At 42.0% G+C, this 24,367-nt stretch carries 29 protein-coding genes, 1 tRNA gene and 1 pseudogene; 8 read left to right on the top strand and 23 right to left on the bottom strand.

Annotated features, from left to right (window positions below; genetic code table 11):
- Positions 1-47 precede the first annotated feature (47 nt).
- A tRNA-Asp gene (locus WAO38_RS05780) sits at positions 48-124 on the top strand.
- Positions 125-173: 49 nt separating this feature from the next.
- Here WAO38_RS05780 and WAO38_RS05775 read toward each other — a convergent pair.
- The gene (locus WAO38_RS05775) at positions 174-398 is read right to left on the bottom strand and encodes a hypothetical protein (RefSeq protein ID WP_422235221.1); all 225 of its coding nucleotides are present in this window, start codon (positions 396-398) and stop codon (positions 174-176) included.
- 11 nt (positions 399-409) lie between these two features.
- Positions 410-691, bottom strand: coding sequence for a hypothetical protein (locus WAO38_RS05770; protein WP_422235219.1), 282 nt, complete (start codon positions 689-691; stop codon positions 410-412).
- A 164-nt stretch (positions 692-855) separates the two neighbouring features.
- Here WAO38_RS05770 and WAO38_RS05765 point away from each other — a divergent pair, with 164 nt between their 5' ends.
- The 3 genes from WAO38_RS05765 to WAO38_RS05755 all read left to right on the top strand — a co-directional run bounded on the left by WAO38_RS05765 (position 856) and on the right by WAO38_RS05755 (position 4,465).
- On the top strand, positions 856-1,413 hold the full coding sequence (locus WAO38_RS05765; RefSeq protein ID WP_422235217.1) for a LemA family protein: 558 nt from the start codon (positions 856-858) through the stop codon (positions 1,411-1,413).
- Positions 1,410-2,375 carry a DUF3137 domain-containing protein gene (locus tag WAO38_RS05760; protein WP_422235216.1) on the top strand — a complete coding sequence of 322 codons (966 nt, stop codon included), beginning with the start codon at positions 1,410-1,412 and terminating at the stop codon, positions 2,373-2,375. Before WAO38_RS05765 ends, WAO38_RS05760 begins: the two co-directional genes overlap by 4 nt.
- Before the next feature lie 143 nt (positions 2,376-2,518).
- On the top strand, positions 2,519-4,465 hold the full coding sequence (locus WAO38_RS05755; protein WP_422235214.1) for a sensor histidine kinase: 1,947 nt from the start codon (positions 2,519-2,521) through the stop codon (positions 4,463-4,465).
- 6 nt (positions 4,466-4,471) lie between these two features.
- Here the strand turns inward: WAO38_RS05755 and WAO38_RS05750 are convergent, their stop codons facing one another.
- Together WAO38_RS05750 and WAO38_RS05745 are read right to left on the bottom strand one after the other, a co-directional pair.
- Complete coding sequence (locus WAO38_RS05750; RefSeq protein WP_422235212.1) at positions 4,472-5,116, bottom strand: hypothetical protein; 645 nt, start codon at positions 5,114-5,116, stop codon at positions 4,472-4,474.
- 11 nt (positions 5,117-5,127) lie between these two features.
- Entirely contained in the window at positions 5,128-5,709 is a 582-nt protein-coding gene (locus WAO38_RS05745; protein ID WP_422235210.1) for an IMPACT family protein, read from the bottom strand.
- A gap of 138 nt (positions 5,710-5,847) precedes the next feature.
- Here WAO38_RS05745 and WAO38_RS05740 point away from each other — a divergent pair, with 138 nt between their 5' ends.
- From WAO38_RS05740 to WAO38_RS05725, 4 genes are read left to right on the top strand one after another with little or no spacing between them, the layout of a single operon-like run.
- Positions 5,848-6,321: a hypothetical protein gene (locus WAO38_RS05740; protein WP_422235208.1), complete on the top strand. Its 474-nt coding sequence runs from the start codon at positions 5,848-5,850 to the stop codon at positions 6,319-6,321.
- Entirely contained in the window at positions 6,321-8,405 is a 2,085-nt protein-coding gene (locus WAO38_RS05735; RefSeq protein WP_422235206.1) for a hypothetical protein, read from the top strand. The genes WAO38_RS05740 and WAO38_RS05735 overlap by 1 nt, the downstream gene beginning before the upstream one ends.
- A gap of 24 nt (positions 8,406-8,429) precedes the next feature.
- A complete protein-coding gene (gene mutY, locus WAO38_RS05730; RefSeq protein ID WP_422235205.1) occupies positions 8,430-9,395 on the top strand; it encodes an A/G-specific adenine glycosylase in 966 nt (321 codons plus the stop codon).
- A 10-nt stretch (positions 9,396-9,405) separates the two neighbouring features.
- The gene (locus tag WAO38_RS05725) at positions 9,406-9,843 is read left to right on the top strand and encodes a hypothetical protein (RefSeq protein WP_422235203.1); all 438 of its coding nucleotides are present in this window, start codon (positions 9,406-9,408) and stop codon (positions 9,841-9,843) included.
- On the opposite strand, the gene WAO38_RS05720 is transcribed toward WAO38_RS05725, so the two are convergent.
- The 19 genes and pseudogenes from WAO38_RS05720 to WAO38_RS05630 form a co-directional block, all read right to left on the bottom strand.
- A complete protein-coding gene (locus WAO38_RS05720; protein WP_422235201.1) occupies positions 9,833-10,564 on the bottom strand; it encodes an ATP-binding protein in 732 nt (243 codons plus the stop codon). The two genes, WAO38_RS05725 and WAO38_RS05720, sit on opposite strands and share 11 nt — an antisense overlap.
- A gap of 16 nt (positions 10,565-10,580) precedes the next feature.
- Complete coding sequence (locus WAO38_RS05715; RefSeq protein WP_422235199.1) at positions 10,581-11,273, bottom strand: 5'-methylthioadenosine/adenosylhomocysteine nucleosidase; 693 nt, start codon at positions 11,271-11,273, stop codon at positions 10,581-10,583.
- Between the two features lie 8 nt (positions 11,274-11,281).
- Positions 11,282-12,040: a nitrilase-related carbon-nitrogen hydrolase gene (locus tag WAO38_RS05710; RefSeq protein WP_422235197.1), complete on the bottom strand. Its 759-nt coding sequence runs from the start codon at positions 12,038-12,040 to the stop codon at positions 11,282-11,284.
- Positions 12,040-12,972, bottom strand: a complete 933-nt coding sequence (fabD, locus tag WAO38_RS05705) for an ACP S-malonyltransferase (RefSeq protein WP_422235195.1) — start codon at positions 12,970-12,972, stop codon at positions 12,040-12,042. The genes WAO38_RS05710 and fabD overlap by 1 nt, the downstream gene beginning before the upstream one ends.
- Positions 12,972-13,781, bottom strand: coding sequence for a helix-turn-helix domain-containing protein (locus WAO38_RS05700; protein ID WP_422235193.1), 810 nt, complete (start codon positions 13,779-13,781; stop codon positions 12,972-12,974). The genes fabD and WAO38_RS05700 overlap by 1 nt, the downstream gene beginning before the upstream one ends.
- Positions 13,729-14,250 (bottom strand): FKBP-type peptidyl-prolyl cis-trans isomerase, encoded by a 522-nt coding sequence (locus WAO38_RS05695; RefSeq protein ID WP_422235191.1) that lies wholly within the window; start codon positions 14,248-14,250, stop codon positions 13,729-13,731. The genes WAO38_RS05700 and WAO38_RS05695 overlap by 53 nt, the downstream gene beginning before the upstream one ends.
- Positions 14,251-14,334: 84 nt before the next feature.
- On the bottom strand, positions 14,335-15,213 hold the full coding sequence (locus tag WAO38_RS05690) for a tetratricopeptide repeat protein (RefSeq protein ID WP_422235189.1): 879 nt from the start codon (positions 15,211-15,213) through the stop codon (positions 14,335-14,337).
- Positions 15,214-15,762, bottom strand: coding sequence for an OmpA family protein (locus tag WAO38_RS05685; RefSeq protein WP_422235187.1), 549 nt, complete (start codon positions 15,760-15,762; stop codon positions 15,214-15,216).
- Between the two features lie 54 nt (positions 15,763-15,816).
- Positions 15,817-17,064 carry a Tol-Pal system protein TolB gene (gene tolB, locus WAO38_RS05680; protein ID WP_422235185.1) on the bottom strand — a complete coding sequence of 416 codons (1,248 nt, stop codon included), beginning with the start codon at positions 17,062-17,064 and terminating at the stop codon, positions 15,817-15,819.
- Between the two features lie 4 nt (positions 17,065-17,068).
- The gene (locus tag WAO38_RS05675; protein WP_422235183.1) at positions 17,069-17,818 is read right to left on the bottom strand and encodes a TonB C-terminal domain-containing protein; all 750 of its coding nucleotides are present in this window, start codon (positions 17,816-17,818) and stop codon (positions 17,069-17,071) included.
- 35 nt (positions 17,819-17,853) lie between these two features.
- Positions 17,854-18,243 carry an ExbD/TolR family protein gene (locus WAO38_RS05670; RefSeq protein WP_422235181.1) on the bottom strand — a complete coding sequence of 130 codons (390 nt, stop codon included), beginning with the start codon at positions 18,241-18,243 and terminating at the stop codon, positions 17,854-17,856.
- Between the two features lie 2 nt (positions 18,244-18,245).
- Complete coding sequence (locus tag WAO38_RS05665) at positions 18,246-18,812, bottom strand: MotA/TolQ/ExbB proton channel family protein (protein WP_422235179.1); 567 nt, start codon at positions 18,810-18,812, stop codon at positions 18,246-18,248.
- Positions 18,813-18,816: 4 nt separating this feature from the next.
- Complete coding sequence (gene atpC, locus WAO38_RS05660; RefSeq protein WP_422235178.1) at positions 18,817-19,209, bottom strand: ATP synthase F1 subunit epsilon; 393 nt, start codon at positions 19,207-19,209, stop codon at positions 18,817-18,819.
- Positions 19,210-19,236: 27 nt separating this feature from the next.
- Positions 19,237-20,637, bottom strand: coding sequence for a F0F1 ATP synthase subunit beta (atpD, locus tag WAO38_RS05655; RefSeq protein ID WP_422235176.1), 1,401 nt, complete (start codon positions 20,635-20,637; stop codon positions 19,237-19,239).
- 14 nt (positions 20,638-20,651) lie between these two features.
- Complete coding sequence (gene atpG, locus WAO38_RS05650) at positions 20,652-21,539, bottom strand: ATP synthase F1 subunit gamma (RefSeq protein WP_422235174.1); 888 nt, start codon at positions 21,537-21,539, stop codon at positions 20,652-20,654.
- 9 nt (positions 21,540-21,548) lie between these two features.
- A complete protein-coding gene (gene atpA, locus WAO38_RS05645) occupies positions 21,549-23,066 on the bottom strand; it encodes a F0F1 ATP synthase subunit alpha (protein ID WP_422235172.1) in 1,518 nt (505 codons plus the stop codon).
- Between the two features lie 20 nt (positions 23,067-23,086).
- Positions 23,087-23,623: a F0F1 ATP synthase subunit delta gene (locus WAO38_RS05640; RefSeq protein WP_422235170.1), complete on the bottom strand. Its 537-nt coding sequence runs from the start codon at positions 23,621-23,623 to the stop codon at positions 23,087-23,089.
- Positions 23,624-24,139, bottom strand: coding sequence for a F0F1 ATP synthase subunit B (locus WAO38_RS05635; protein ID WP_422235168.1), 516 nt, complete (start codon positions 24,137-24,139; stop codon positions 23,624-23,626). It lies immediately after the preceding gene.
- A gap of 8 nt (positions 24,140-24,147) precedes the next feature.
- Positions 24,148-24,367 (bottom strand): annotated as a pseudogene (locus WAO38_RS05630) (F0F1 ATP synthase subunit B'); the annotation flags it as partial.

Below are 24,367 nucleotides of genomic sequence, written 5' to 3'. Positions count from 1 at the left end.
AGATGTCACAAGTTCGAGTCTTGTAATTCCCACCATAATTTTTGGCTGCAGCGGTAGTTCAGTTGGTTAGAATGCCTGCCTGTCACGCAGGAGGTCGCGGGTTCGAGTCCCGTCCGCTGCGCCACCTTTACTTCTCATATCTTTCATCATCCAATCAAAAATATCATACTATTTTAATGAGTTTCAATCGTCCCGCGCGGATAAGATTTCTTTTTTATCGATGCTTCCTTGAAAACATTCCCTTTCTTTTCTATCTCTTTTTCTTCTTGTTTTATACTTTCTCGCTCTTTATGTTCGGCGGCTTTATATTTTTTTTCTTCTTTCATTGCTTTCGATACCGGATCGGCCGTGAAAAGAACTACCGAACCTATTACTATTAAATTTATAATCCTATTCATCCAGTCCCTTTTTAACTATTCTGATAGACACTTTGCGCCTGCACTTTTGTATTGACGGCATTAAACGTATCCGCCGCCGCTTTCCCTTCAGTACCTGAAAATGCCGTAAGACTGATCGAACTTTTATTTGAAAGAGCCGGATTAGCTTTCGTTTCTTGCGGTACAGATGCTTTCTCTTTTACCGCATTTTGCGGTGTATCCGACGTAACTTCTTCTTTTGCTAACGGATCTTTCCGCCCTATTTGGACAGGGCTGGAATAGGGAGATTGAAAAAGATACGATGCAACAGTCATAGCCTTCTCCTTTTATCACTGATAAAAAACTATAATCCTTCTCGATGAAAATTCCCCTTAAAAATTTATTTTACGTCAATCAACCGCGACTTTAGTCACATACTAATCCTCTCTTCAGACAATTTCACCTAAAATAGTCCATCTAAATATTGCAGGAGTCTTAAATGACCACGCTACTCATTATTGTCGGTATACTTACTTTGATCGGCATATTGATTTACAATTCCCTTATAGGCAAAAAAAATCAAGTCGAAAATATCTTTGCGGGAGTCGATACCGTTCTGAAAAAACGATATGACCTCATCCCAAACCTTGTTGCCTCCGTCGAACGCTATATGGAGCATGAGAAGTCAACCCTTGAAAAAGTAACCGAGCTTCGTGCCCAAGCGATGAAACCGGGGATCAGTGATGAGCAAAAAATCGCCCTTGATGCCAAATTTACCGCTGCACTGGGAGCCATCAATGTTGCGATGGAGGCATATCCCGACCTCAAAGCAAATGAGAATGTCATGCATCTTCAACGCTCATTAAATGAAATCGAAGAACAGATTTCTGCCGCCCGCCGTGCGTACAATCAGGCGGTCACCGACCTCAACAATGCCATTGAGATGTTTCCCACCAACATTGTAGCCGGATGGATGAATCTGCAGCGACGAGCCGTTTTCGAAATCACGGTCACTGAACGGCAGAATGTCGATGTCGGGGCACTTTTCAATCAATGAAATCCCTCTCGGAACTCACTGATTTTTATTATAAAGAGCTTTATCCATCTCTCACTGAACTTGAAGAAACCCGCCAAGGGATTATTTCACAGATACAGTGGTACGGAGGGATGGGGATAGTCGTTTTTCTCCTTGTTGCACTTTGGAGCGGACAAAATTTTGGATTTTTCCATCCGTTGATGCTGGCAATTCTTATCGGATTTTTAGGAATTTCCGCTATTGTCTACCGATGGATGACCGCAGGTTATGCCAAAGATTTTAAAACCAAAATCATCACTCCTCTGATCGGTGCAATCGATCAGCATCTCCTGTATAATCCTGAGTTTATGGTTTCTCAGCATCTCTTTGAACGTTCCAATCTGTTTCAGCACTCGATTGACCGCTATAGCGGAAACGACTATGTCAAAGGTTCTATCGACGGGGTCCCCATCGAATTTTCCGATATTAAGGCTGAGTATCAAACCCGTGATTCGAAAGGGCGTACCCAATGGCATACCCTTTTTCGGGGACTCTTCCTCGTTGCCGAATTTAATAAAGAGTTTAAAAGCTGCACCGTCATCCTTCCCGATGTTGCCGAAAAAATGTTTGGAAATTTAATTGGAGGATGGCTCCAATCCAAAAATCTCTCGCGTGAAAACGTTATCCAACTGGATGATCCCGAATTTGAGAAACAGTTTGTCGTCTACGGCAGCGACCCTATCGAAGCGCGCTATATTCTCAGCCATTCAATGATGAAACGTCTTATAGACTTTAAACGCAAACTTTCCCATCCTGTCTCCATCTCATTTGTCCATAACCACATTCATATAGGGATCGAAACGGATAAAGATTTGTTTGAACCTGCAATATTTAAATCTCTTTTGGATTATACTCAGGCGATGGAATATATTCTCATGCTGCGTAATACCATCGGAATTATCGAAGAATTAAAACTCAATGAGAAGTTATGGAGTAAAAGCTAAACTTCCATCCGTATCAAAGAGATTTTCAACTATTTTTAGTATTTTTCTTGTATTATCTTCTATTAATATTATAAATTTTTATATTACAAACTGTTTTTTTAATTTTTCCGTATTTCAAATAATGAATATTTTTAAGGCTTTTCATGTTGATCCGAATCTGTTTTCTACTCTTTTTATATCTCCCCTATTCTTTTGCATCGCTCATACTGACAGATACCCTAAAAACGACTTCGGATTTTTCGCTCTCTTACTTCTACGATGAAAAGTCCCAACTGAGTATTAAAGAGGTCGCTGATACTCACTTTACGCAGACGGTTCCCTCACAATTCGCACTCGGATATAAAGAAGGGACCGCGTGGTTTAAACTAACAATTGAAAACAAAAGTAAAAACAGTAATTTCGTCCTTTACTTCACCGAACCGTTTTGGGCTGACTTTGACCTCTTTGAACTTACCTCGAACGGTTGGGTCTCACAGTACAATGGCCTTTCGGTACCACTCCAGGAACGTCAAATAGAAGACACATGCCCGGCGTTTTTACTTCATATAGATACCGGTGAATCAAAAACTTTCTATATTAGGGGGCGTACGGTCAATTCGCAAATCGGTGCCTTTAAACTTTATACCGAAAAAGAGTTTTTTAGACCAAGCCGATTAAAACTCAATACTTTCTATCTCTTCTATTCAGGGGTACTCTTTATCATCACCATTCTCAATATTTTTCTTCTGATTGAGATGAAAGAACGTATCTATGCTTACTATATTGGATATGTATCCTCATTTATTGTCTTTGTCTGTATGTTTAGCGGTTCGTATCTTACTTTTGGTTTTAGCGGTTGGAACGAAGGACTCCATACGGTCGGTACTATCGTCTTGGCTTTTATGGCACTTTTCTCCGCAACTTTTCTGGAACTCAAAAAATATTTTCCAAAAATAAATCAGATATTCAAGATATTTACGATGATTTTTATTATCTTTGGCATACTGATAAGTCAAAATACTCCCTACGCTACGCTTTTTTTTAATATTGTCTCCTCTATTTTCCTCATTTTGCTGCTAGTGGTTGCCGTCAAGACATGGTTATTAGGCAATATCCAAACACGATGCTATCTTTTTGCGCTTATCATCTATATGTCGACCATGGGGCTGATGGTATTAACCTTTAACGCTCTTGTGAACAACACTGATTTTTTCCGCTATGCTTTTTTATTCGGAGCCTTTATTGAAATCATCTTTTTCTCTCTTATCCTTGCCAACAGATTTCATGCCGTAAAAGATGATGAGATTCGTCTTCAAAAAGAGTTGCTGGCGGAAAAGCAAAAGAATCAAGAGTGTCTGGAGGATGAAATCAATACCCAGCGCCGGGAAATTCAAAAGCAAAATGCTATCTTATTCCACCAATCCCGATATGCTGCTATGGGGGAGATGATCTCTACGATAGCCCACCAATGGCGTCAGCCCCTGAATACCTTGGCACTCATCAATCAAAATCTCTATATCAACTTTAAATTGGGAAAATGCACGGATGAAAGTTTTGAGGATTCCCACCATCAGTTCAACGAACATCTGCAGTATATGTCCAAAACCATCGACGATTTCCGTAATTATTATAAAGATGACAAAGAAAAACAACCTGAGGACATCGGGCAAATCGCGGAATTGGCATTGCACTTAAGCGATGTTTTTTTAAACTATGCCAAGATTAAAACCGAGTTGATTGTGACCACAGAAAAAAAAGTCAATTTAACGAAAAATGAGATACTCCATGTACTGATGAATCTGATTAAAAATTCCCAGGATGCGATTATTGAACGAAATATTCCTTCAGGGAAAATCACGATTACCGTAGAAGAAGAAGGAGAATCTATAAACATTCATGTCTGCGATAATGCAGGAGGGATCCCAGATGAGATTCGACCAAAAATTTTTGAATCCTATTTTTCCACTAAATCTGAAAATGGAACGGGGTTAGGGCTATATATGTCTAAATCCATTATCGAAAATCAGTATAAAGGGACGCTGTCGTTCCATAATACAGATGCGGGCGTATGTTTTACGATAACACTTCCATCGAATGATACTATCCGTTGAAAATATCTAACTTTTTGTAATCTGAAATTCCAGGGTATCTAACGGTATCTCTTTTTTGGCTACCATATCAAAAACCGCGTCAATTTCTCGTTCCTCTACATTATTATATTGCCCTATGTATCCGGCGGAGAAAGTTGTCTCAGCAAAATAGTATTTCTTTCCATTGAGTACCAAATAAGAGGAAGGATGTTTTAAAGATATATCGTTCGGCACATGAACGGCAATAAATCCATGATCTTTTGTCGTTACCAATACACATTCATATTGGTTTTGTAAAAGTAACGTCGCCAATAAAAATGATTTTTCATCACAATCACCTCCATTTTGATTGATGACATCCGATGGGTTGCGATTAGCTGCACTCTTTTTATACGGAATTTTCAGAACATATTGATAGGCATGGTCAATCTCGCAATATGCATTTCCATTACACTCTTTTGTGAGCATATCCACGATCGGTTTCATCTCTCCGTGCTCATAGACATCATACTTAAAAAATCTGTCATGGATTTTGACCATTCCACGTCTTTGACAATATTCTTCATCCGTTTCAGGCTGAACATTTGCCCGGGTATATAAAGAAAATGCAATGATTCCGGCTGCACCGTACAGTCCGATACGATATATAATCCGTTTCTTGTTGATTGCCATGTCCAATGCCTTTAACCATTTTTCTTCACAATAGCTCTTCCCAATGTATCATAAAACTCTTTTAGTTTCTCTGCCGTCGCTTCGATTGTAAACTCTGCCCCTTTTGCTCCAAATACTTTTGCAACACAGACAATCGTTTTCTGGGTTAATTCATATTCAACGATCGAAACACTCGAATAATCACACTCAAAGCTCTCGCGATAAAGTTTTTCATAGGGTAGCAATACCGCAGATCCAAAGGCCGCGTTTGCCGCTTCGGCATATGCTCGTACCAATCCGCCGGGTCCCAGTTTTGTCCCGCCGAAATAGCGAACGGTAATAATTGCGGCATTGATCAGATCATGCCCCTGCAGAACTGCCAGCGTCGGTTTGCCCGATGTCCCTTTAGGTTCACCGTCATCTCCGCTGTACTCGAGTATTTGATCATATTCATTAAGACTGCGATAAGCGCTGACAAAATGGACTGCCTTAGGATGAGCCGATCGTAAACGTTTCATCTCTTCTTCATACATAGATGAGGGCATTAGAAATGCAATAAATTTGGATTGTTTGATTTCGATCATACTGCTGAATATTTTCTCTAGGGTCTTCATATTTCTTCTTTATAATACTTCTTTATCTTTAATTTGCCATTGTATCGTGTTCAGTGATCATTTTTTCATCACCTATAAGTAATAATGATATGATATAGTTGTGATACAACTGTAATCAGGAATAGATAAACTTTGCTCATGAAAAATTTTTGGATACTTTTTTTAATCGGTTTTTTTCTTTATGCCAGTGAGCCGCAAGAGCGGCCAAAACTGCCATTGAGCCAAAGCCTTCCCTACCTTCAAACCATTGAGCATAATGCCATGGTTATCGGGGAAGGAGCGACGAAAGTCTATGTTTTCATCGACCCCTATTGTCCAAATTCACGAAACTTTATCTCACTGATCGATGAAAACAGCAAAATGCGTTCTAAATATACCTATTATTTTTTTCTGTATGAGCTCAAACGCTTCAACTCCGCTGAGATGATCGCGAAAATTTACAGTTCTCCGAATCCCATCGATGCTTTGAAACGGGTAATGATCCATGACCAAAATCTCAGTGAAAGTATAAACCCCTCAGTTTTAGGTAAAATTTCCCAAATTTCAAATGTTGCCCAAACACTCGATATTTACAAACGTCCCTATATCATCATGGTTAAAAGAGAGAAATAATGTACTACGATACCCCGAATGTGACCAAATATGTACGGTTTATCAAACGTTATCGTCCCTACATTTTAGTTGCCTACGGACTCCTTGGGCTTATAGCCCTTATTTTTTTCAAACCGGTATTCATCTCTTCGGATAGCCTTTTATGGCTAGAAGAGTCCAAAGAATATCAAAAAATACTCTCCCAAGACCTCAGTGCCGGATATGTCAGCCGATTGGATGTGGATATCAGTTCGTTTGATCAGCAAAGCAAGCTGGAACTTGAACAGCTACATACTCGTCTTAGTTCTATACCTACTGTCTCGCGAGTCGATTCGTTATTCAGTACATACTATATCCACAACAACACGAACGGAGAAGATTCATCGCTTGTCGAAGCGCTCAATATTACCGATCTTAATATTAGCGAACTCAAACATTTAATACGTGTTTTCCATACCCCATATTCTCAATACGTTGATCAGGATTTTAAAAATTTTCATTTTTACATCTACTCCTCTTCCCCTATTTCCATCGATAACATTCCGATTTCCTTTCACCATAAGTTTTTTTCTACAGAAGATACACCTATGAAGTGGACGACACTGCTCAGTTATACTCTCCTTACCATCGCAATACTGATTCTGATATTTCGCCTTATTTTCAGAAACTATATTTCCATTCTTGCTTCTTTGGCGGTTGTACTCTTTACGTTAATCGGTACATTTACCTTGATATGGCTCCTGACAGGCATCTCTAAAGTCTATATTGCGCTGACGCTCATGGTCTCAGGGATAGCGCTGGTAGACAGTCTATATTTTTATTACCGATGGCATGTCTCTCACTATAAAGTAGACGGTGAGCGTTCACTTTTAAAAGCGATCAACCGTAATATTACGCCGGCCTTATGGACATCCATTATCACGTTGCTCGGACTGGGTTCGCTTCTTTGGGTTGATTCTGCCATTATTCGGCTCCTCTCCCTGAGTATCATCTTTGCGTCGCTGATTTCCTATCTTCTCAATATTACCCTGCTTCCCGCCCTATTGAGCTATTTCAGCGTTCTTCATCCCAAAGTCGAGTTTGGTCGCTACGGTTATCTATTTGCCAAAAATGAAGTCCATTACAATCGTAATTATCTTCTTCTGTTTTTAAGTGCAACCAGTATCGTTGCTATCTTAGGCGGCTATTTTATACTAATGAAACCCGAACGCCTGTTTGCCCAAAGTGTCAACGAACATATTTTAATCGCGAAAGTCCCCTATACCCAGATTGATTTGAAAACGGTCACCGCTCTCAAACAATTCGAGCAAGACCTTAAAAAGTCCAATAAAGGGGTGGGAGAAGTCACATCTGTCGCCACCGTACTCTCCTTGCTGAATCTTGCCAATACCGGAACAACCGCATGCGATGAACAAAATCTAATGCAGGCGCTTTTCTTTCTCGAGCTCTATGATTTGGAACAAAACTATTTTGAAAACGGAGCACTGACGATCACTATCCATCTGGATCATGCCGATAAGATTGCCATTATGCAATGGCTTCAGTCCTATGACAAACTCAACATCTACTTTGCCGACTATGACAGCCTTATCACCAGTGCCAAGATTGATAAAATCGTACTTCTAGGGATCTCATTATTAAGTGTTCTCGTCATTATCGGTCTTATTATGGGGAGAATATTCCGAAAATATAATTTAATCTGGGTTGGATTTATTGCCAATGCCATTCCCATTGTGTGGTTCAGCCTCTTTATCGAACTGATGCATATTCCTCTCAGCCTTGAAGTACTCATCGCTATGACCCTAAGTGTCGGTCTCTCATCGGATGCTACCGTCCATTTTGCCTTCAAATATTTCCGAAGCCGCTATTTTGGCCGAACGCAGCGCCATTCTTTGGAAGTGATGTTCTTTTATGCAGGGATTCCTGTCGTAATCGGTTCTTTGATGCTTGCGGCCATTTTTACCTTTTTGGCATTTACGCCGATACACTCGCTTCAGCTGATCGGGGGATTTGGAGCCGTATTGGTTCTCCTTTCCCTGTTAACCGATCTCTTTATTCTCCCGGTTTTGCTGCTGGCAATCGATCCGTTCAGAAGTGAGCGCTAAGTACTCCTTCAGTACAATTGCCGAATGAATACGCCTCTGCATACCGCCTTGTTAAAATGGTACGAAACCAATGGACGGCATGACCTTCCATGGCGTACAAATCCTGATCCCTACGCGATCTATATCAGTGAAATCATGCTCCAGCAGACACAGGTCAAAACCGTCTTGGAACGGTTTTATTTCCCTTTTCTTGAAGCTTTCCCTACCCTGCAAGATTTAGCCGATGCGGACCAAAGTGATGTCCTCAAGAAGTGGGAAGGATTGGGCTACTACACAAGGGCCAGAAATCTCCATAAAGCAGCACGTCAAGCTCAAGGAGTTTTGCCCAAAACAGCGGACGAACTGCTCCGCTTGCCCGGTATCGGCCGTTCTACAGCCCATGCTATCGCCGCATTTGCCTATCGAGAACCGCTCCCTATTTTAGATGCGAATGTCAAACGGATACTGCATCGCTATTATGCCCTGAGCGAGCGAAACGAAAAAAAGTTATGGGAATATGCCTACACCCTGTTTGATACGGCCCATCCGTTCGAATACAATCAAGCCATGATGGATATTGGCTCTAGCATCTGCCTCCCCAAAAAACCTCTCTGCAGCGTCTGCCCTTTTGAGCCTTCCTGCAAAGGCAAAACCTCTCCCCTGACCTATCCCGAAGCGAAAAAAAAGACGATCAAGCCTATTCGGAAACCTAACATTGTCCTCTACCGCCGTTCAAAACGTTACGCCCTAAAAGAACGGACAAGCCGTTTCCTACATGGCCTTTGGGGGTTTTCCGAAAGCGAAGAGAACGTTACTGCAGGTATGCACTATTTGGGGCATATTACGCAGCATTATTCCCATTTTACCTTAGATGCCGAAGTCTATCTGAGTGATGAGATGTTTAACGATGAAGGATTTGAATGGTTTGAACTCCATGAAATCAGTGCATTATCTCTCAGCCGTGCCGACCATAAAGCTATGGCATTATTACGCTATAATTTGAAAAAATAGGGGTGTTGGTATGTTCAAAAGAATCAAAAACTATTTCTTTAGCGCATTCCGAGAAGTTTTTGTCTATCATCATTCTTCATTAGAATTTCGAGCCAAAACCTACGCCGTTTTGATCGCAGGATCCAATGAACCCCTAAGTCACTATCTAAAAACACTTGAAGCAATCGCTTTCGAAATTTATCCCGAGCCTGACCGTGCCGAAACATTGATGATGACGGTCAAAGAATACCTAAGCTCAAGTTACAGTAAAAAAAATAAGGAAGAGGCATTACTGATCGATGTGATTCAAGAGCTTCGTCTCGTTCCCCGCTATGCACTTAAAATTGAACCGAATCACTTAGAACAGCTGCGGGAGTGTACACATGACCATGACTCCAAAATTTATCAGGAGCGCTTGGTCGATTTTTTAAAACAAAAGCGGATTGACTACGAAGAACTTAAACGTTAAAACGTGTCGGATCAAAAAAAGTATCGTCACTGATGTGACCGAATGCAGAATTGATGGAAACAAAAAGATCAGGATATTTTTCTTCCATGTCGTGAAGCATCGCTTTCATTGAAGCGCGGGCATGAGGCATCTTAACATCGAATCGCATGGATGGGCATGCTTCATCTCCGATAGTCGGCATTTCATTTTCTAGCGCACATGCGGCAAGCTGGCGTTCACGCAGCTGTATCAGAGGACGGATAACGATCAAGCCGTTCCCTGCCTTGTATTTGGGAGCAAGCGCCCGCATATGGCCATTATAAATCAGATTCATAAAAAAACTCTCTGCGGTATCATCGAGATGATGCCCGAGTGCAACTTTATTGCATCCGTATTCATTTGCCGCACTGTACAGTGCACCGCGCCGCATGCGGGAAAAGAAACTGCAAAATGATGAGTTTTGACGTATTTTCTCACCCGCAATCTCATAGGTATTCGTTTCATAGATTTTGTGGGGTATACCATAAGCCGCACAATGTTCGATCAGTGCACGTAAATCTTCCCCCATCCCGTAAGTTACCGTTACCGCAAGGATTTCAAACTTGAAGGGAGCCCGACGCTGCTGTTCCATCATGGCATGGACCATCGTCAGAGAATCTTTGCCGCCGCTCAATCCGACAAGGATTTTATCCCCTTCTTCGATCAGGCCGAATGCAGCATTGGTACGCCCGATTTGGCGCATTATTTTTTTGCTGAGTTTAATGTTCAAGACGTTTTACCATCTCTAAAATAAATGTAGCGCTGATCTTTGCAGAACTTTGCAAAAAGGCATCAAAATCCATTCCAGCTTCCCCGTCTGCACTGTCACTGATCGCACGTAAAACAAAGAACGGGACATTGAAGTTATGGCACACACACGCTACACTTGCCCCTTCCATCTCCAATGCATCTGCTTGAAAAGTTTTTTCTATCCACTCTTTACGCTCCGAACTGGCGACAAACTGATCCCCCGTGGCAATGATCCCCTCATACAGATCGATCCCCATATCAATGGCGACTTCTGCTGCAAGCGACCGCAGATCAGTATCACTTTCAATCATGACGGATCCTTCGGGGATAAAGCCATATGGATGCCCAAAAGCGGTAATATCGACATCATGCTGGCATAAGGCACTTGCCATTACCAAATCACCGATTTTCAACTCTTTCGAAATTCCTCCGGCTACTCCGCTGAAAAGAAGTTTCTCTGCACCGAATCGCTCACATAAGACCGAAGCGGTAATCGCCGAAAAAACTTTCCCGATTTTTGAATATGCGATCACCAATTCGTGAGAGCCATACGTACATTCATAAAAAATATTTCCGGCATGTTCATGGGTAACATATTCCCCGACTGCTTCCAAAATCGGATCGATTTCTTCTCGCATCGCACCCATAATCGCTATTTTCATGATAATCCTTAAATATTTTTTGCTAAATAACGACCGAGTTTTTTCAGCCGTGCATCCAGAGAGCAGATTTGTATTTCTCTCTCAAAAAGGGAAAGTCTGCATTCATTGTTCCCCATAGGAGTCACGATACGGCTTCCACCCCAAAAACCAAGCCCGTCTTCAAATCCGACACGATTGACAAAAACAACATAATTATGGCTCAATAATGCAGTGGATTTTAACAAAGCATCCCATTGGGATTCAATCATCACACCTGCATCCGTGAAATCACGGGCTGGAGAGGCAGCCAATACGTAAACGACCTCGGCCTCCGATGCCGCGATAGCAGCAATCGTCTCCGCTCGCCACAGATCTTCACACACGACCATGATTGCAGGGCCTTGCGGCGTTTGAAAAGCTTCGATGCTCTTGCCTTCGGCAAAATAGCGCCCCTCTTCAAACATCCCGTAAGTTGGAAGATGATTTTTATGATGAATATGGAGTAATGAACCTTTTGAGAAGTACAAAGCGCTGTTATAGACTTTACCGTTATCCCAGAGTGCGGCACCGATCACGATATCGCAAGCTTGACTCACGTGCGCCAAATCATCCAACTCTTCAATATTCCATGCATCTTCATAAAGCTTATCTTGCAATAAATACCCGCTGAGTGCCAATTCCGGAAAGACAATAACATCCGCATCTTTATTAGCCTCAACCAATTCCAGAACATCGGAGAGGTTAGAACGGCTGAGTTTCGGTGCGGATTGTATCAGAGCGACTTTCATTACAGTGCTTCACAGACCTTGGCAAGGGATTCCATATCACTAATTCCCATCGTCTCAACATCAGGAGCATTGCGCTTATTCAGCCCTTTAAGAACGGCACCGTTTCCGAATTCGATCATCAAGTCGATTTCGCCGGCAATAGATTCAATCGATTGTTTGTATTTCACGGGTTGAATAAGCTGTATTTTAAGAAGCTTCAATGCTTCTTCTTTGGTTGAATATTTTTCTGTCGTAACATTCGATATGATCGGAGCAGCAAATGTATCTTTTACCATTGCTTCCATTGCTTCGCCTAAGGGCTCCATCGCACTTTCGAGAAGCGGGCAGTGGCTGGCAATAGACATATTAAGCAAAAGGGCGCGTTTAGCACCTGCTTCTTTAAATACGCTCTCCATTGCCTGAAGATCCTCTTTTATCCCGGCGACTACGAGTTGTCCGTTTTGGTTAAAGTTTGCAGGCCAGACACGCTTGCCTTCATCATTCGCTTTAGCACAGAGCGATTCTACGACTTCATCATCAAGTCCAAGTATCGCCATCATTCCCGCATTGATCTCTTCGCAAGCTTTTGTCATAAGCAAACCGCGTTTATGGACCAATTCGACCGCATCCACATAATCAATAGCACCGGACGCACTCAATGCACTAAATTCACCCAACGAGTGTCCGAGGAACATCACAGCATCCGTCGGGTGGGCATCTTGAAACAATTTATACGCTATCATCGATACCAATAAAATAGCCGGTTGTGTATACGCAGTTTGATCGAGCTGATCATTCGGTTCAAATAAAAGTTTCGCAAAATCAACTCCGATACGCTCACCCGCTTTTTCAAACATTTCACGTGCAACGGCACTGTTCTCATAAAACGATTTACCCATACCGATACTTTGACTCCCCTGTCCGGGAAAAATCATTGCGATCTTTTTTGACATTAACTCTCCTTGGTTTCTAATTGATACTCTGCATGGTCTGCAATTTTTTTCCGTAACGTATTTCGATTCAATCCTAACCTCTCGGCTAATTGAAGCTGTGACTTAAAACGTTTGATCCCGGCACGGATCAGAGGCACTTCATAAAGGTGCAAAAAAGCCCGGTAGTCATTATTGCTTCCAAGTTTTTCTTCCAAATAATGTTCCATGATCTCCATCAAATCGTTCTCATTGATACTGTCAAACAAATAATGCAGATAAACCTGACGTCGAAGTGAAATTGCATTTTCACTCAAATCGGGGATAAATCCATTGAGATCAAATGGCTCAGACTTTCCTAAAGTATGCCGTGCTTCTTTTACAAAAGCATCGATCAATACAGCAACATCTTCACTCCGTTCACTGAGCGGAGGCAAAGCAAGACGAATCGTAAAAATCTCATCCAGTTGATCTTGGGAATATCGAAAACCGCCTGTGGCAATAACACGAGTCCGTGTTTTTTGGATCGTTTCGATAAGACGTTTGAGATTAGCAACATTATCAAGACGATGAATAATCACATCACTGTGTGATTCAATTGCATCCAACAGTTCATCAAAATGACTGGCATCAATAATAGGTGCATGGGGAAGGATATAACGAGCCAGGGTAAGCTTACCCGTACCTCGTTCTCCGAATATAATGGCATTTACTCCGAGACCCTTGAGTAAATTAGCCGTTTTAAACGCTTCGATTGAAGCGTTTGATGCGGTTAAAAAATTAGTGACATCCACAGCCGTGATTACCGCCGCTTCCACAACATCCGCTGTCATCGACAGCATTTTCAGCAGGAATACCTGTCATCGCTTCTTCAGCAGATGCATCACGTACATTAGAAATAGTAACGCTGAACATCAAATCTTTTCCTGCGAGAGGGTGATTAAAATCGATAACAACCATATCGTCTTTAACCTCTTTTACCATAACTTGAACGGTTCCGCCGTCTTCGCCTTGACCGTACAATGTCATACCGACATTCAAATCAATCCCTGCAAATTGTTCACGCGGAAGTTCTTGTTGTGCTGTTTCATTATAGTCGCCGTATGCATCAGCTGCTTTAACAAGAACGTCACCTTTGTCACCCATATTCATATGAGCGATTCCAGCTTCAAGCCCTGGAATGATTTGTCCTTTACCGAACATAAACGTTAATGGGTGTCCACCGACGTTGCTATCTACGACTGTTCCGCCGTCACGTACTTCATACTCGATTGATACGATTTGATTATTTTCAATTGCCATTTGATTAGCCTTCTTTTAAGATTTTGCGATTGTAGCACATTTACCTATGGGTATGCTGAAAACGCTCAGTTAGAGCGACACTACTTATTTCAACTTAGCTAGCCGTTCTTGAGCTTCTTTAGCTGCTCCCGTTCCGCCGAATTTGGAAATCGTTGCTTGGTAAAAAGATTTTGCCGTCGCAGCGTCTCCCGTTTTTTCCATGGAAATTCCGGCATGCAGCAAAAGAGTAGGCATATATCCCGCTTTTTCATTACCTGATGCACTCAGTTTGTAGTAACTCACTGCTTCCTTATAAGACTGTCGCTCAAAAAAAGTTTCCCCGATCATATAATGTGCTTCAGGTACTTTATACTTTTTTTGAACCATTTGCTCAAAATAATTTTGGGCATCACTGTATTTTTTTTGAGCAAAGAGTTTATTAGCCGCTTTTTCTAGAGAGGCATTCCCCATCTTTGCCGGAGCCGCTGCCGGGGTGTTCGGAACACTTACTTTCAGCTGTTTAATCAAGGCAGCAAATTGTTCTTTTGTGACATAATTGCTATTGATTTCATCCACGACTACCGAAAGTTCTTCGAGAAGTGTCTTGAATTGGGCAATGTTTTCAGTATTTGCTGCAACTTGCTTGCCCACTTCTTCTAAGCTCGCTGTCGAATTACTTTCACCCGCCAGCTTTTCATTCAAAGCTTGAAGAGATAAAGTATGTTCATTAGAACGCTGACTTAGCCCTTCAAGTATTCCCTGCATACCATCAAGTCGTTCGGTGACCGTTTCGACTTTGGCATTTTGCGCATTGTTTTTTTGAATAACGGTCTGAATCTCTTTTTTATTATCAAGAATCAGCTTTTCTTCATTGGTAAGACCGTACGGATTGGGATGGTTAAGATCGCCCGCTCCGAAAACCGAAGGTTCCGAAGCAGATACGACGATAGCCGAAAGCAGCAATAATGAAGCTATCGAACGCATTTATGGAAGTTTGAAGTCTACGCGACGATTTTTAGCCCAGCACTCTTGAGTTTTTTCTAAACAAACCGGGTTGCCTTCACCAAAGCTTACCATCGTGATAGAATCAGCGTTTGCACCGGCGTTAACCAATTCCGATTTAACCGCGTTGGCACGTTTAAGACCAAGCGCATAGTTATACTCGTCACTACCGAACTCATCACAGTTACCTTCGAGTTTAACCGCTTTATCTTTGACCAATAATGCATTTTTAGCCATTGATGCTTGCATATCTTCACGAATGTTAAATTTGTCATAATCAAATAAAATACTCGCAAGTTGGCTGTCTGAAGCGCTAGCCTCTGAGCCTGCAGCATCGTTTGCATTTGCGTTGGTAATCGGAGCGATTACGGCATTACTGTCAGTACCTGATGTTCCGTTTGCGTTTGCGTTAGTCCCGATTGACGTTCCGTTTCCATTTGCCGTTGCATCGATTGCAGGCTCTTTAGAGCTACATCCGCTCAAAATCAACATTGCCACCGTTGCACTTAAAAAAGCGACATTTTTCATCATGATATCTCCTCAGGAATTAATTATATTGCTATGATACCGAAAATATTGTTAACCCTACCAGTCTATCGACTGAATTCGTCCTGATTTCAGGGGAAAAGCAAAGCTTTTATTGAGACCGAAACGAATCACACCGATGGAGCTGCGTGAACCATCTTGTTTAATATATAAAATTGCTTCCCCATCCGGAGAGAATCTAGGATAATCATTCTCGCCGCTTGCCGTCAAACGTTTTATATTCCCCGACTTAAGAGATAAAAGATGAAGATTAAATGTATTCCCGGAAAATGTCGCACTGTTTTCACGCGCTTTATAGACCAAAAAATTCTTATAAGAACTCAATGATGAATTATTTTTTCCTTGGTACACCAGCGGTGTTACGGCAGTACTTCCCGGCCGTGTCGAAAAGATATTCGGATAACCCAGACGATTGGAAACAAAGGCGATCGAACCGTCTCCCATAAACTGTCCGTTAACATCTATCCCTGAATAATCGGTGATTCGGGTTTTATTTCTTGAGGATAAATCATACATATAAATGTCAGGCTGACCGTTGGGAGCCAAAGTGAGCAAAAGACGCTGTCCATCTTCACTGACATCCGAGCATACCGCCATACCGTCAGAACTGATCAATTTCTCTTTTTTTCCGCTAAGAAGATTCATTTTATAAATCGTAGGTTTAAAATCCGAAAGCGATGTGTAGTATAAATCCGTTTGCTCTTTATTGCCCCATTTAGCAAATCCATACATTCCACCGGTTAGAATCACTTTTTGATAGGAAAGGGTATAGTCTGAAGCAACGATTTCAGAGTGCCTTGGACTCGTCAATCGGATAAAAAGGACTTTTCGCTTGATCCAATCGATTGGTGATCCCCCCATTTTTCCGTTAATGTCAAAAGCAATTGCATGTGAGAGAAATACGAGCATTTCACTTTGTTTCAATAAATAGGTTTTGAAAAACAGTTCATTGCCGTTTTGCAGCAGTTTGATATCTGCTTTGACGCCCCCGCTTCCGTCATCACTCAAACGATAACGCAATAGGTACTGCGCATCTTTATGTACAGGTGATGGGCTAAGGGAATCCAATGGTGCCATAGCATAGCTCTCATCAACGGTAAACAAAGAAACAACATTCATGTCCGCAGCCAGCATCTTGGTAAACTTTCGTCCCATATCATTACTTTGGGCAGATGCGTCTTCAATGGCTAACGGGGATAATCCTGCTACCCCTTTAACTACTTCAATGGTCGCATCTGCACCCCACGTTAGTTGTATCAAGGTAAGAAAAAAAAGAATGATTTTCAAATGTCTACTCCTTAGCAGTTAATATAAAATCTAATACCGTATCTTTTCCATCAGGATGTTCAGGAAAACGGATGGAGTTCAACCGGTCTTTCAACCAATCAACTTCATTATTGAACGGACCGTTCCCTGAGTAACTGATGACCTTATATCCGATGAGTTTGCCTGAAGCACTGATATTCATACGGACACGTGCAACTTCTCCCGCACTTCCGGCAGGAGGACGAAAATAGGTATAAACCAGAGCCTGAATCTTAGCATGGTATTCGTTAACCAGCGGACCGGTTGAGCCACCTTGAGGAATCATTTTGATAGAAGGTTTCACCAAATCGACTTTATTGACTTTATCCGTGAAACGAGGCGTATTCTTATTGGCCAAAAGTTCTTTTTCCAAAGTATTGAGCTGCTCGCTGCGTTTGGTATCTTCGCGCGGCTTCTTGAGTATTTTTTCAGGCTTCACCTGAGAAAAAAGGTCTGAAATCTCAGGAACAGGCTCTGATTGAACCGGCGGTTCTTCTATAGCGGGTTCAGAGATTGGTTTTGAAGGAGAAACTTGCGGTTCAGGCTCACTTTTTTCCGTCGATTTTTTATCATTTATTTCAATTGAAACGGAGATAAACTCACTTTTACTCAGTGCGAACTGTTCGATTTTAGGAGATATAATCAAACTGAACCCTACCAAAAAAAGCAGGAGAACGAAAAAAGTGATAGAGATTAACCCGCTTAAGAAAAAATAGCGTTCTTGATTAAAATCCATTTTACAGCATCCGATTCAGAGACTCTAAAATAGTTTTAACCGGCAGTTGCAAGAGAAACTTCACGGAATCCTGCCCGTTTGACAGTCGCCAAAACGGCCATAACCTCACCATAGCCAAGGCTCTGATCAGCACTGATCATAACGGTTGCTTCATGATCAAGAGTTTGTGCAAAGAGTGAAAAATTATCCGCGAATGTATCGGTTTTAAATACCTCTTTATTCACTTTTATTGTTCCGTCTTTACTGATTGTGATATTAACAGGAGCGAGTTTCGTGAGCTCTTTTTGTGCAGAACCTTTCGGCAGACGGATCAGTTCTTCGTATACAATATTGGGTGAAATCACCATTAAAATAGCGAGCAGAACTAACATTACATCTACAAGAGGGGTAATGTTAAGTTCCGGTTTTTCATCCCAATCAAACATGCCTATACCTCTTTGGAGAGGAGTGCATCACCTTGCATACGAATAAGACCCGAAAGTTCATAGGCTTTTCGTTTCAATATCTGGTGATAAGTATAGGCGAAAATAGCGACAAATATACCGGATGCCGTCGCAACCAAAGCATCCGAAACACCCGTCGCTATGATACTCATTGTCCCGCTTGCTCCGCCAATGTGCTTGAAAGTATCCAAGATCGATACGACGGTTCCGAATAGTCCGATAAACGGGGTTGTTGAAGCAACGACCGAAAGCATCATCAATCCTTTTGTCGATTCTTTCGTTGCCGCATACGATGCCATATCAAACAAAGCCGCAGAAAGATGTGACGATGATGCAGTAAAATGTCTCAAATAAGCATAATCGGGTATTTGGCGTGAACCTAACAAAAGGGATTCGAGCGATTGGTTTTCAGTATTAATCCATTGGTTTAGAGAAAAAAGACGATAGAAAAATACCCAGTTGACGGCGATGAAGTAGAGAGAAAGAACCAGTAACACAAAAAGTGTTACCGGATTGCTTTTGTCATAAAAAGCGGTAAATGTCTGAAACATTGATTTAGACTAAGTTATGTGCCGCGGATTCGATACGTGCCGAAACAGTTGCGAACATAACGCTTGAATCAGTAATACTGTTGATCAGTGATTTGGCTTCATCAAGTGCCTTAGCGATATCACTTTCGCTATCTCCGCGAATTGCGACAGCTCCGTCTACCAAAACGACTACTTTGTTGTTGGTAATTTGGACGACACCCCAGTTTACAACAATCGATTCAGTTTTACCGTTCTCTTTTTGAATATCGACAACTCCCGCTTGAAGCAGTGTTGTTAAAGAGACGTGTTCAGGGAGAACACCGAATTCTCCCTCTTCACCCGGAAGGGTGACGCTTTTAGCAGGTCCGTTATAAATCGGTCCGCTTGGCGTTAGCACTTCTAATTGGAGTGTTTCCATAGTGTTTCCTTATAAGGCGAGAAGCAATTACTTGCTTTTCATTTTAGCAGCTTTTTCAATCGCCTCATTCATATCACCGACCATATAGAACGCACTTTCCGGTAGGTGGTCGAATTCACCTTCAAGAATTCCTTTGAATCCTTTAATGGTGTTTTCAAGTGAAACGTATTTCCCTGGAGAACCGGTAAATACTTCCGCAACGAAAAACGGTTGAGAAAGGAATTTCTCAATTTTACGTGCACGCTCAACTGTCGATTTATCATCTTCAGAAAGCTCATCCATACCAAGAATCGCAATAATATCTTGCAAATCTTTGTATTTTTGCAATGTTTTTTGAACACCGCGTGCAACTCCGTAATGCTCTTCACCGATAATTTGCGGATCAAGCAAACGTGATGTTGAATCGAGTGGGTCAACCGCAGGATAGATCCCTTTTTCAGCGATTTTACGGTTAAGAACCGTTGTCGCGTCCAAGTGAGCAAATACTGAAGCAGGCGCCGGGTCAGTCAAGTCATCCGCAGGTACGTATACCGCTTGAACTGAAGTGATTGAACCTTTTTTGGTTGATGTAATACGGTCTTGAAGAGCACCCATTTCACGAGCCAAAGTCGGTTGGTAACCAACAGCTGACGGGATACGTCCAAGAAGTGCTGACATCTCAGAACCAGATTGTGCAAAACGGAAGATGTTATCGATAAACATCAATACGTCCAGCCCTTTCTCATCACGGAAATATTCCGCCATCGTAAGTCCTGTCAATGCGATACGGTTACGTGCTCCAGGAGGCTCAGACATTTGACCATAGCACAGTGCTACTTTGTCCAAAACGCTTGATTCTTTCATCTCGTGGTAAAGGTCATTCCCCTCACGAGTACGCTCACCGACACCGGCGAAAACAGAAAGACCGTCGTGTCCGTGTGCAACGTTGTGAATCAATTCCATGATAATAACGGTTTTACCGACACCGGCTCCACCGAATAGACCGACTTTACCACCTTTAGCATATGGAGCCAAAAGGTCAACAACTTTGATACCCGTTTCGAACATCTCAGTTTTTGTACTTTGGTCAACCAATGGTGGAGGATCACGGTGGATAGACCATGTTTCACAATCCGTTACTTGATCTCCGCCATCGATAGTTTCACCGATAACGTTGAAGATACGTCCAAGAACTTTTTCTCCGACTGGTACTTTGATCGGAGCACCGGTTGCGCGAGCATCCATACCACGAACAAGACCTTCAGACATATCCATAGCGATCGTACGGACACGACCGTTTCCGAGGTGAGACGCTACTTCAAGAATAAGACGAGTCGTATTCCCTTCAACACTTACATTTACTTCGATCGCTTCATTGATTGCAGGCAAGTGCCCTTCAAAATCAACGTCAACGACCGGACCAATTACTTGAGCAATTTTACCAATCATTCTTTCCTCCATAATTATTTCATCGACTCGACGCCGCTGATAATCTCGATAAGTTCGGTTGTAATCGATTCTTGTCTTGCTTTGTTAAACTTGACTTTCAACGAGTTAACCATCTCTTTAGCGTTATTTGTTGCAGCATCCATTGCCTGCATACGCGCACTGTGTTCTGCCGCAACAGAATCGATAAGGGCATAATACATATTGTACTCAGCATATTTGGTTACCAATGAATCGAGCATTTTCTCTTCATCTTGTGCTTCAAGCTCCAACATTGAGTTTTTAGCTTCTTCACAATCGTAACTGTCTACATTGACCGGCAATACACGGTTAACATGCAACTCTTGGGTAATGACGTTTTTATAACCGTTATAAACGATATAAACGGCATCAATCTTACCCTCTTTGAAATCATTGATTGACCGTGTCATAAATTCACTTGAACGCTGCATATCCGGAGCAGAACTAAGATTTTTAACCTGATCAAGCATCTCTACTTCATTATAGTTAAAAAATTCAATTCCTTTTTTCCCGATACCGCGAAGACGAATTTTGACTTTTTTATTTTTGTATTCACTCATCAAGCGTTTAACCGCTTTGATAGTTTGCATATTGAAGCCTCCGCAAAGGCCTTTGTCTGCAGTTACAAAAATAATATCGATCATTTCAGGTGCATCATTCTCAATAAAACAACGGTTTTCGATACCGCCGACTTTATTGCATTTGATTCGACCTGCGATTTCAGCTATGACTTGATTCGTTTTTTGTGCAAACAGTCGTGAACGTTTCGCAAGCTCTTCCGCACGGCGAAGTTTCGCCGTTGACACGAGCTTCATAGCACGTGTGGTTTTCTGCGTGTTCGAAACACTCTTGATCTGTCTTTGAATCTCTTTCAAGTTAGCCATAAAGATTCCTTATTCAGCAACGAAAGTAGATTTAAACTCTTCGAGTGCTTTTTTCATCATTGCCATCGTATCATCATCAATTTTTGATGTGCTGCGAATGTTCTCAAGAATTTGCGGATATGACGCTTCTACGAACGGATAAAGGTCCGCTTCGAATTTAACGACAGAATCTGCAGAGATATCATCAAGATATCCTTCATTCCCGGCAAAAATGATCAATGCTTGTTTTTCAGCACCGAGTGGAGAATATGGAGGCTGTTTCAACACTTCAACCATACGCTGACCACGCTCAAGCTGATTGCGGCTTACTTCATCCAAATCAGAAGCAAACTGTGCAAACGCTTGAAGTTCACGGTATTGTGCCAAATCAAGACGCAATGTTCCCGCAACTTGTTTCGTTGCTTTGATTTGTGCCGCACCACCGACACGAGAAACCGAAAGACCGACGTTGATCGCAGGACGGATACCTGAGTTGAACAAATCAGTTTCCAAGAAAATTTGGCCGTCAGTGATCGAAATAACGTTGGTTGGGATATACGCCGCAACGTCACCCGCTTGAGTTTCGATGATTGGAAGAGCAGTCAATGAACCTGCACCCATTTCGTCATTCAATTTTGCTGCACGCTCTAAAAGACGAGAGTGTAGATAGAAAACGTCACCAGGGTATGCTTCACGGCCCGGAGGACGGCGAAGAATCAATGACATTTCACGGTATGCTACCGCGTGTTTGGAAAGATCATCATATACGATCAAACCATGACGAGCATTGTCACGGAAGTATTCACCCATAGTTACACCGGTATAAGGAGCAAGGAATTGGAGTGCTGCCGCTTCTGAAGCTGGTGCAGAAACAATAATAGTGTATTCAAGCGCACCGTGTTCTTCAAGACGACGAACAACTTGAGCAACCGTTGATTCTTTTTGACCGATAGCTACATAGATACAAACAACACCGTTACCTTTTTGATTGATAATTGTGTCAAGTGCAACAGTAGTTTTACCGGTTTGACGGTCACCGATGATAAGTTCGCGTTGTCCGCGTCCGATCGGAACGAGGGCATCAATTGCTTTAATACCGGTTGCCATCGGTTCATGAACCGATTTACGTGCCATGATTCCAGGAGCTTTTTCTTCAACGAAACGAACTTCCGTTGTTTCGATCGGACCTTTTCCGTCAATCGGCTCACCAAGGGCATTAACAACACGACCAAGAAGTGCATCGCCGACAGGAACACGTAAAAGACGTCCAAGACGCTTAGCGCTCATACCTTCACGAAGATCTTTTCCTTTTCCAAGGATAACAATCCCGACACTGCTCTCTTCGAGATTCATTGCAAGACCGCGTGTACCGTCTTCAAATTCAACCATCTCACCGGCCATAACATTGTTCAAGCCATAAACTTGAGCGATTCCATCTCCGTATGAGACGATTTTTCCGGTTTCATTAATATCTACATTAAGTTCGAAATTCTCAATTCGTTCTTTAATGATTGAACTGATTTCGTCTGCTTGTACTTTTGCTACCACTATTTCTCCTTTCCCGAGGGTTAAATTGCTTTTAAAATGTGCTCAACCATTTGAGCATTGAGGCGGCTTTTTGAAAAATTGATTTCGACATTCAAATCATCAACTTCGACACGGACTCCGTCAAAATCAGAAGCAACATAGCTCAATGAGATAGTTGCCCCCATTTTTGTACCCAAATCACGTGCAATCGTCTCAACTGAAGCTTGATCGACAACATTATTGCTGTAGATACGTCCCGTGAAGGTACGCTTAGTTCTGGCAATCTCACGGATTAAAAGACTTGAAAGAGTAGGAATCAATGAAAGACGCCCGTTCTCAGCAAGTAATTTAATAAGATTGTTGACTGCAGAGCTGTTCGCCGAAGCGACCATATCCAAGACAAGTTGACATTTAGCACTGTCACTAACCTCATTACTGTTCATAATAAGGTTGAATTTTTCATCTTCATAAGCTTTGGCTACAACTCCGAGGAGTGTTGCCAAATTTTCCAATGAAGCGCCATCAAAACTGTCCATGACAGGTTTGATGTAACGTTTAGCAATTAGTTCATGCTGCATTTATGCCACCTTCTTTTTCAAGATTTCGGTCATAGCTTCTTTACCAAGTGCTTCATTACTGCTGTTCATAACATCATTCATTACTTCAGCAACAACTTCACGAACCATTTTACGTTTATCAAGCTCGATCAATGCAGCATTTTGCTTTGAGATAATCTCAAGATCCTGTTCGCATTGCGCCAAAATTTTATCGCTCAAAACTTTGTTCTCTTTCTTACTTGACTCAGCCAATTCACTCGCAAATCGTTCCGCTTCTTCGATTTTATGTTCAGCTGCCTCTTTTAGACGTTTTGATTCACGGAGACGCTCTTGAACTTTTTCAAGCTCATCGGCAATTCCCGCACTTCTTCCGCTAAAATAGCTTTTAACCGGTTCAGCCAAAATATAAAACAAAATTCCGGCAAAAATCAGGAAGTTGACCGTTCGTTGTACTATGTCTGTAGAGCCTTCTGCACCAGCATCTGATCCAAATAGATACGCGCTGAGCATTAACACTGTAACGATTATTTTACCCATTGCGTACCTTATATCTGACTTAGTTTTGCTGATACAGCAGATTGGAATGCAGGCACTTCATTTTGAAGTGATGCAATCAACCGAGTTCTCTCTTGCGACAATTCGCCTTCGAACGTTGCGTACTCAAGTGCTAATTCAGCACGTTTTGTCTCTATTTTGCTATTTGCCAGCGCTTTGGTCTCAGCAATAACTTTTTCTCTTAATGCCGCTGCTTCCAGTTTAGCGTCA

The sequence above is a fragment of the Sulfuricurvum sp. genome, from assembly GCF_049277495.1.
In the GTDB taxonomy this organism is placed as follows: domain Bacteria; phylum Campylobacterota; class Campylobacteria; order Campylobacterales; family Sulfurimonadaceae; genus Sulfuricurvum.
Note: the sequence above shows the minus strand (reverse complement) of the source record. Positions and strands in the feature narration are given on the sequence as shown.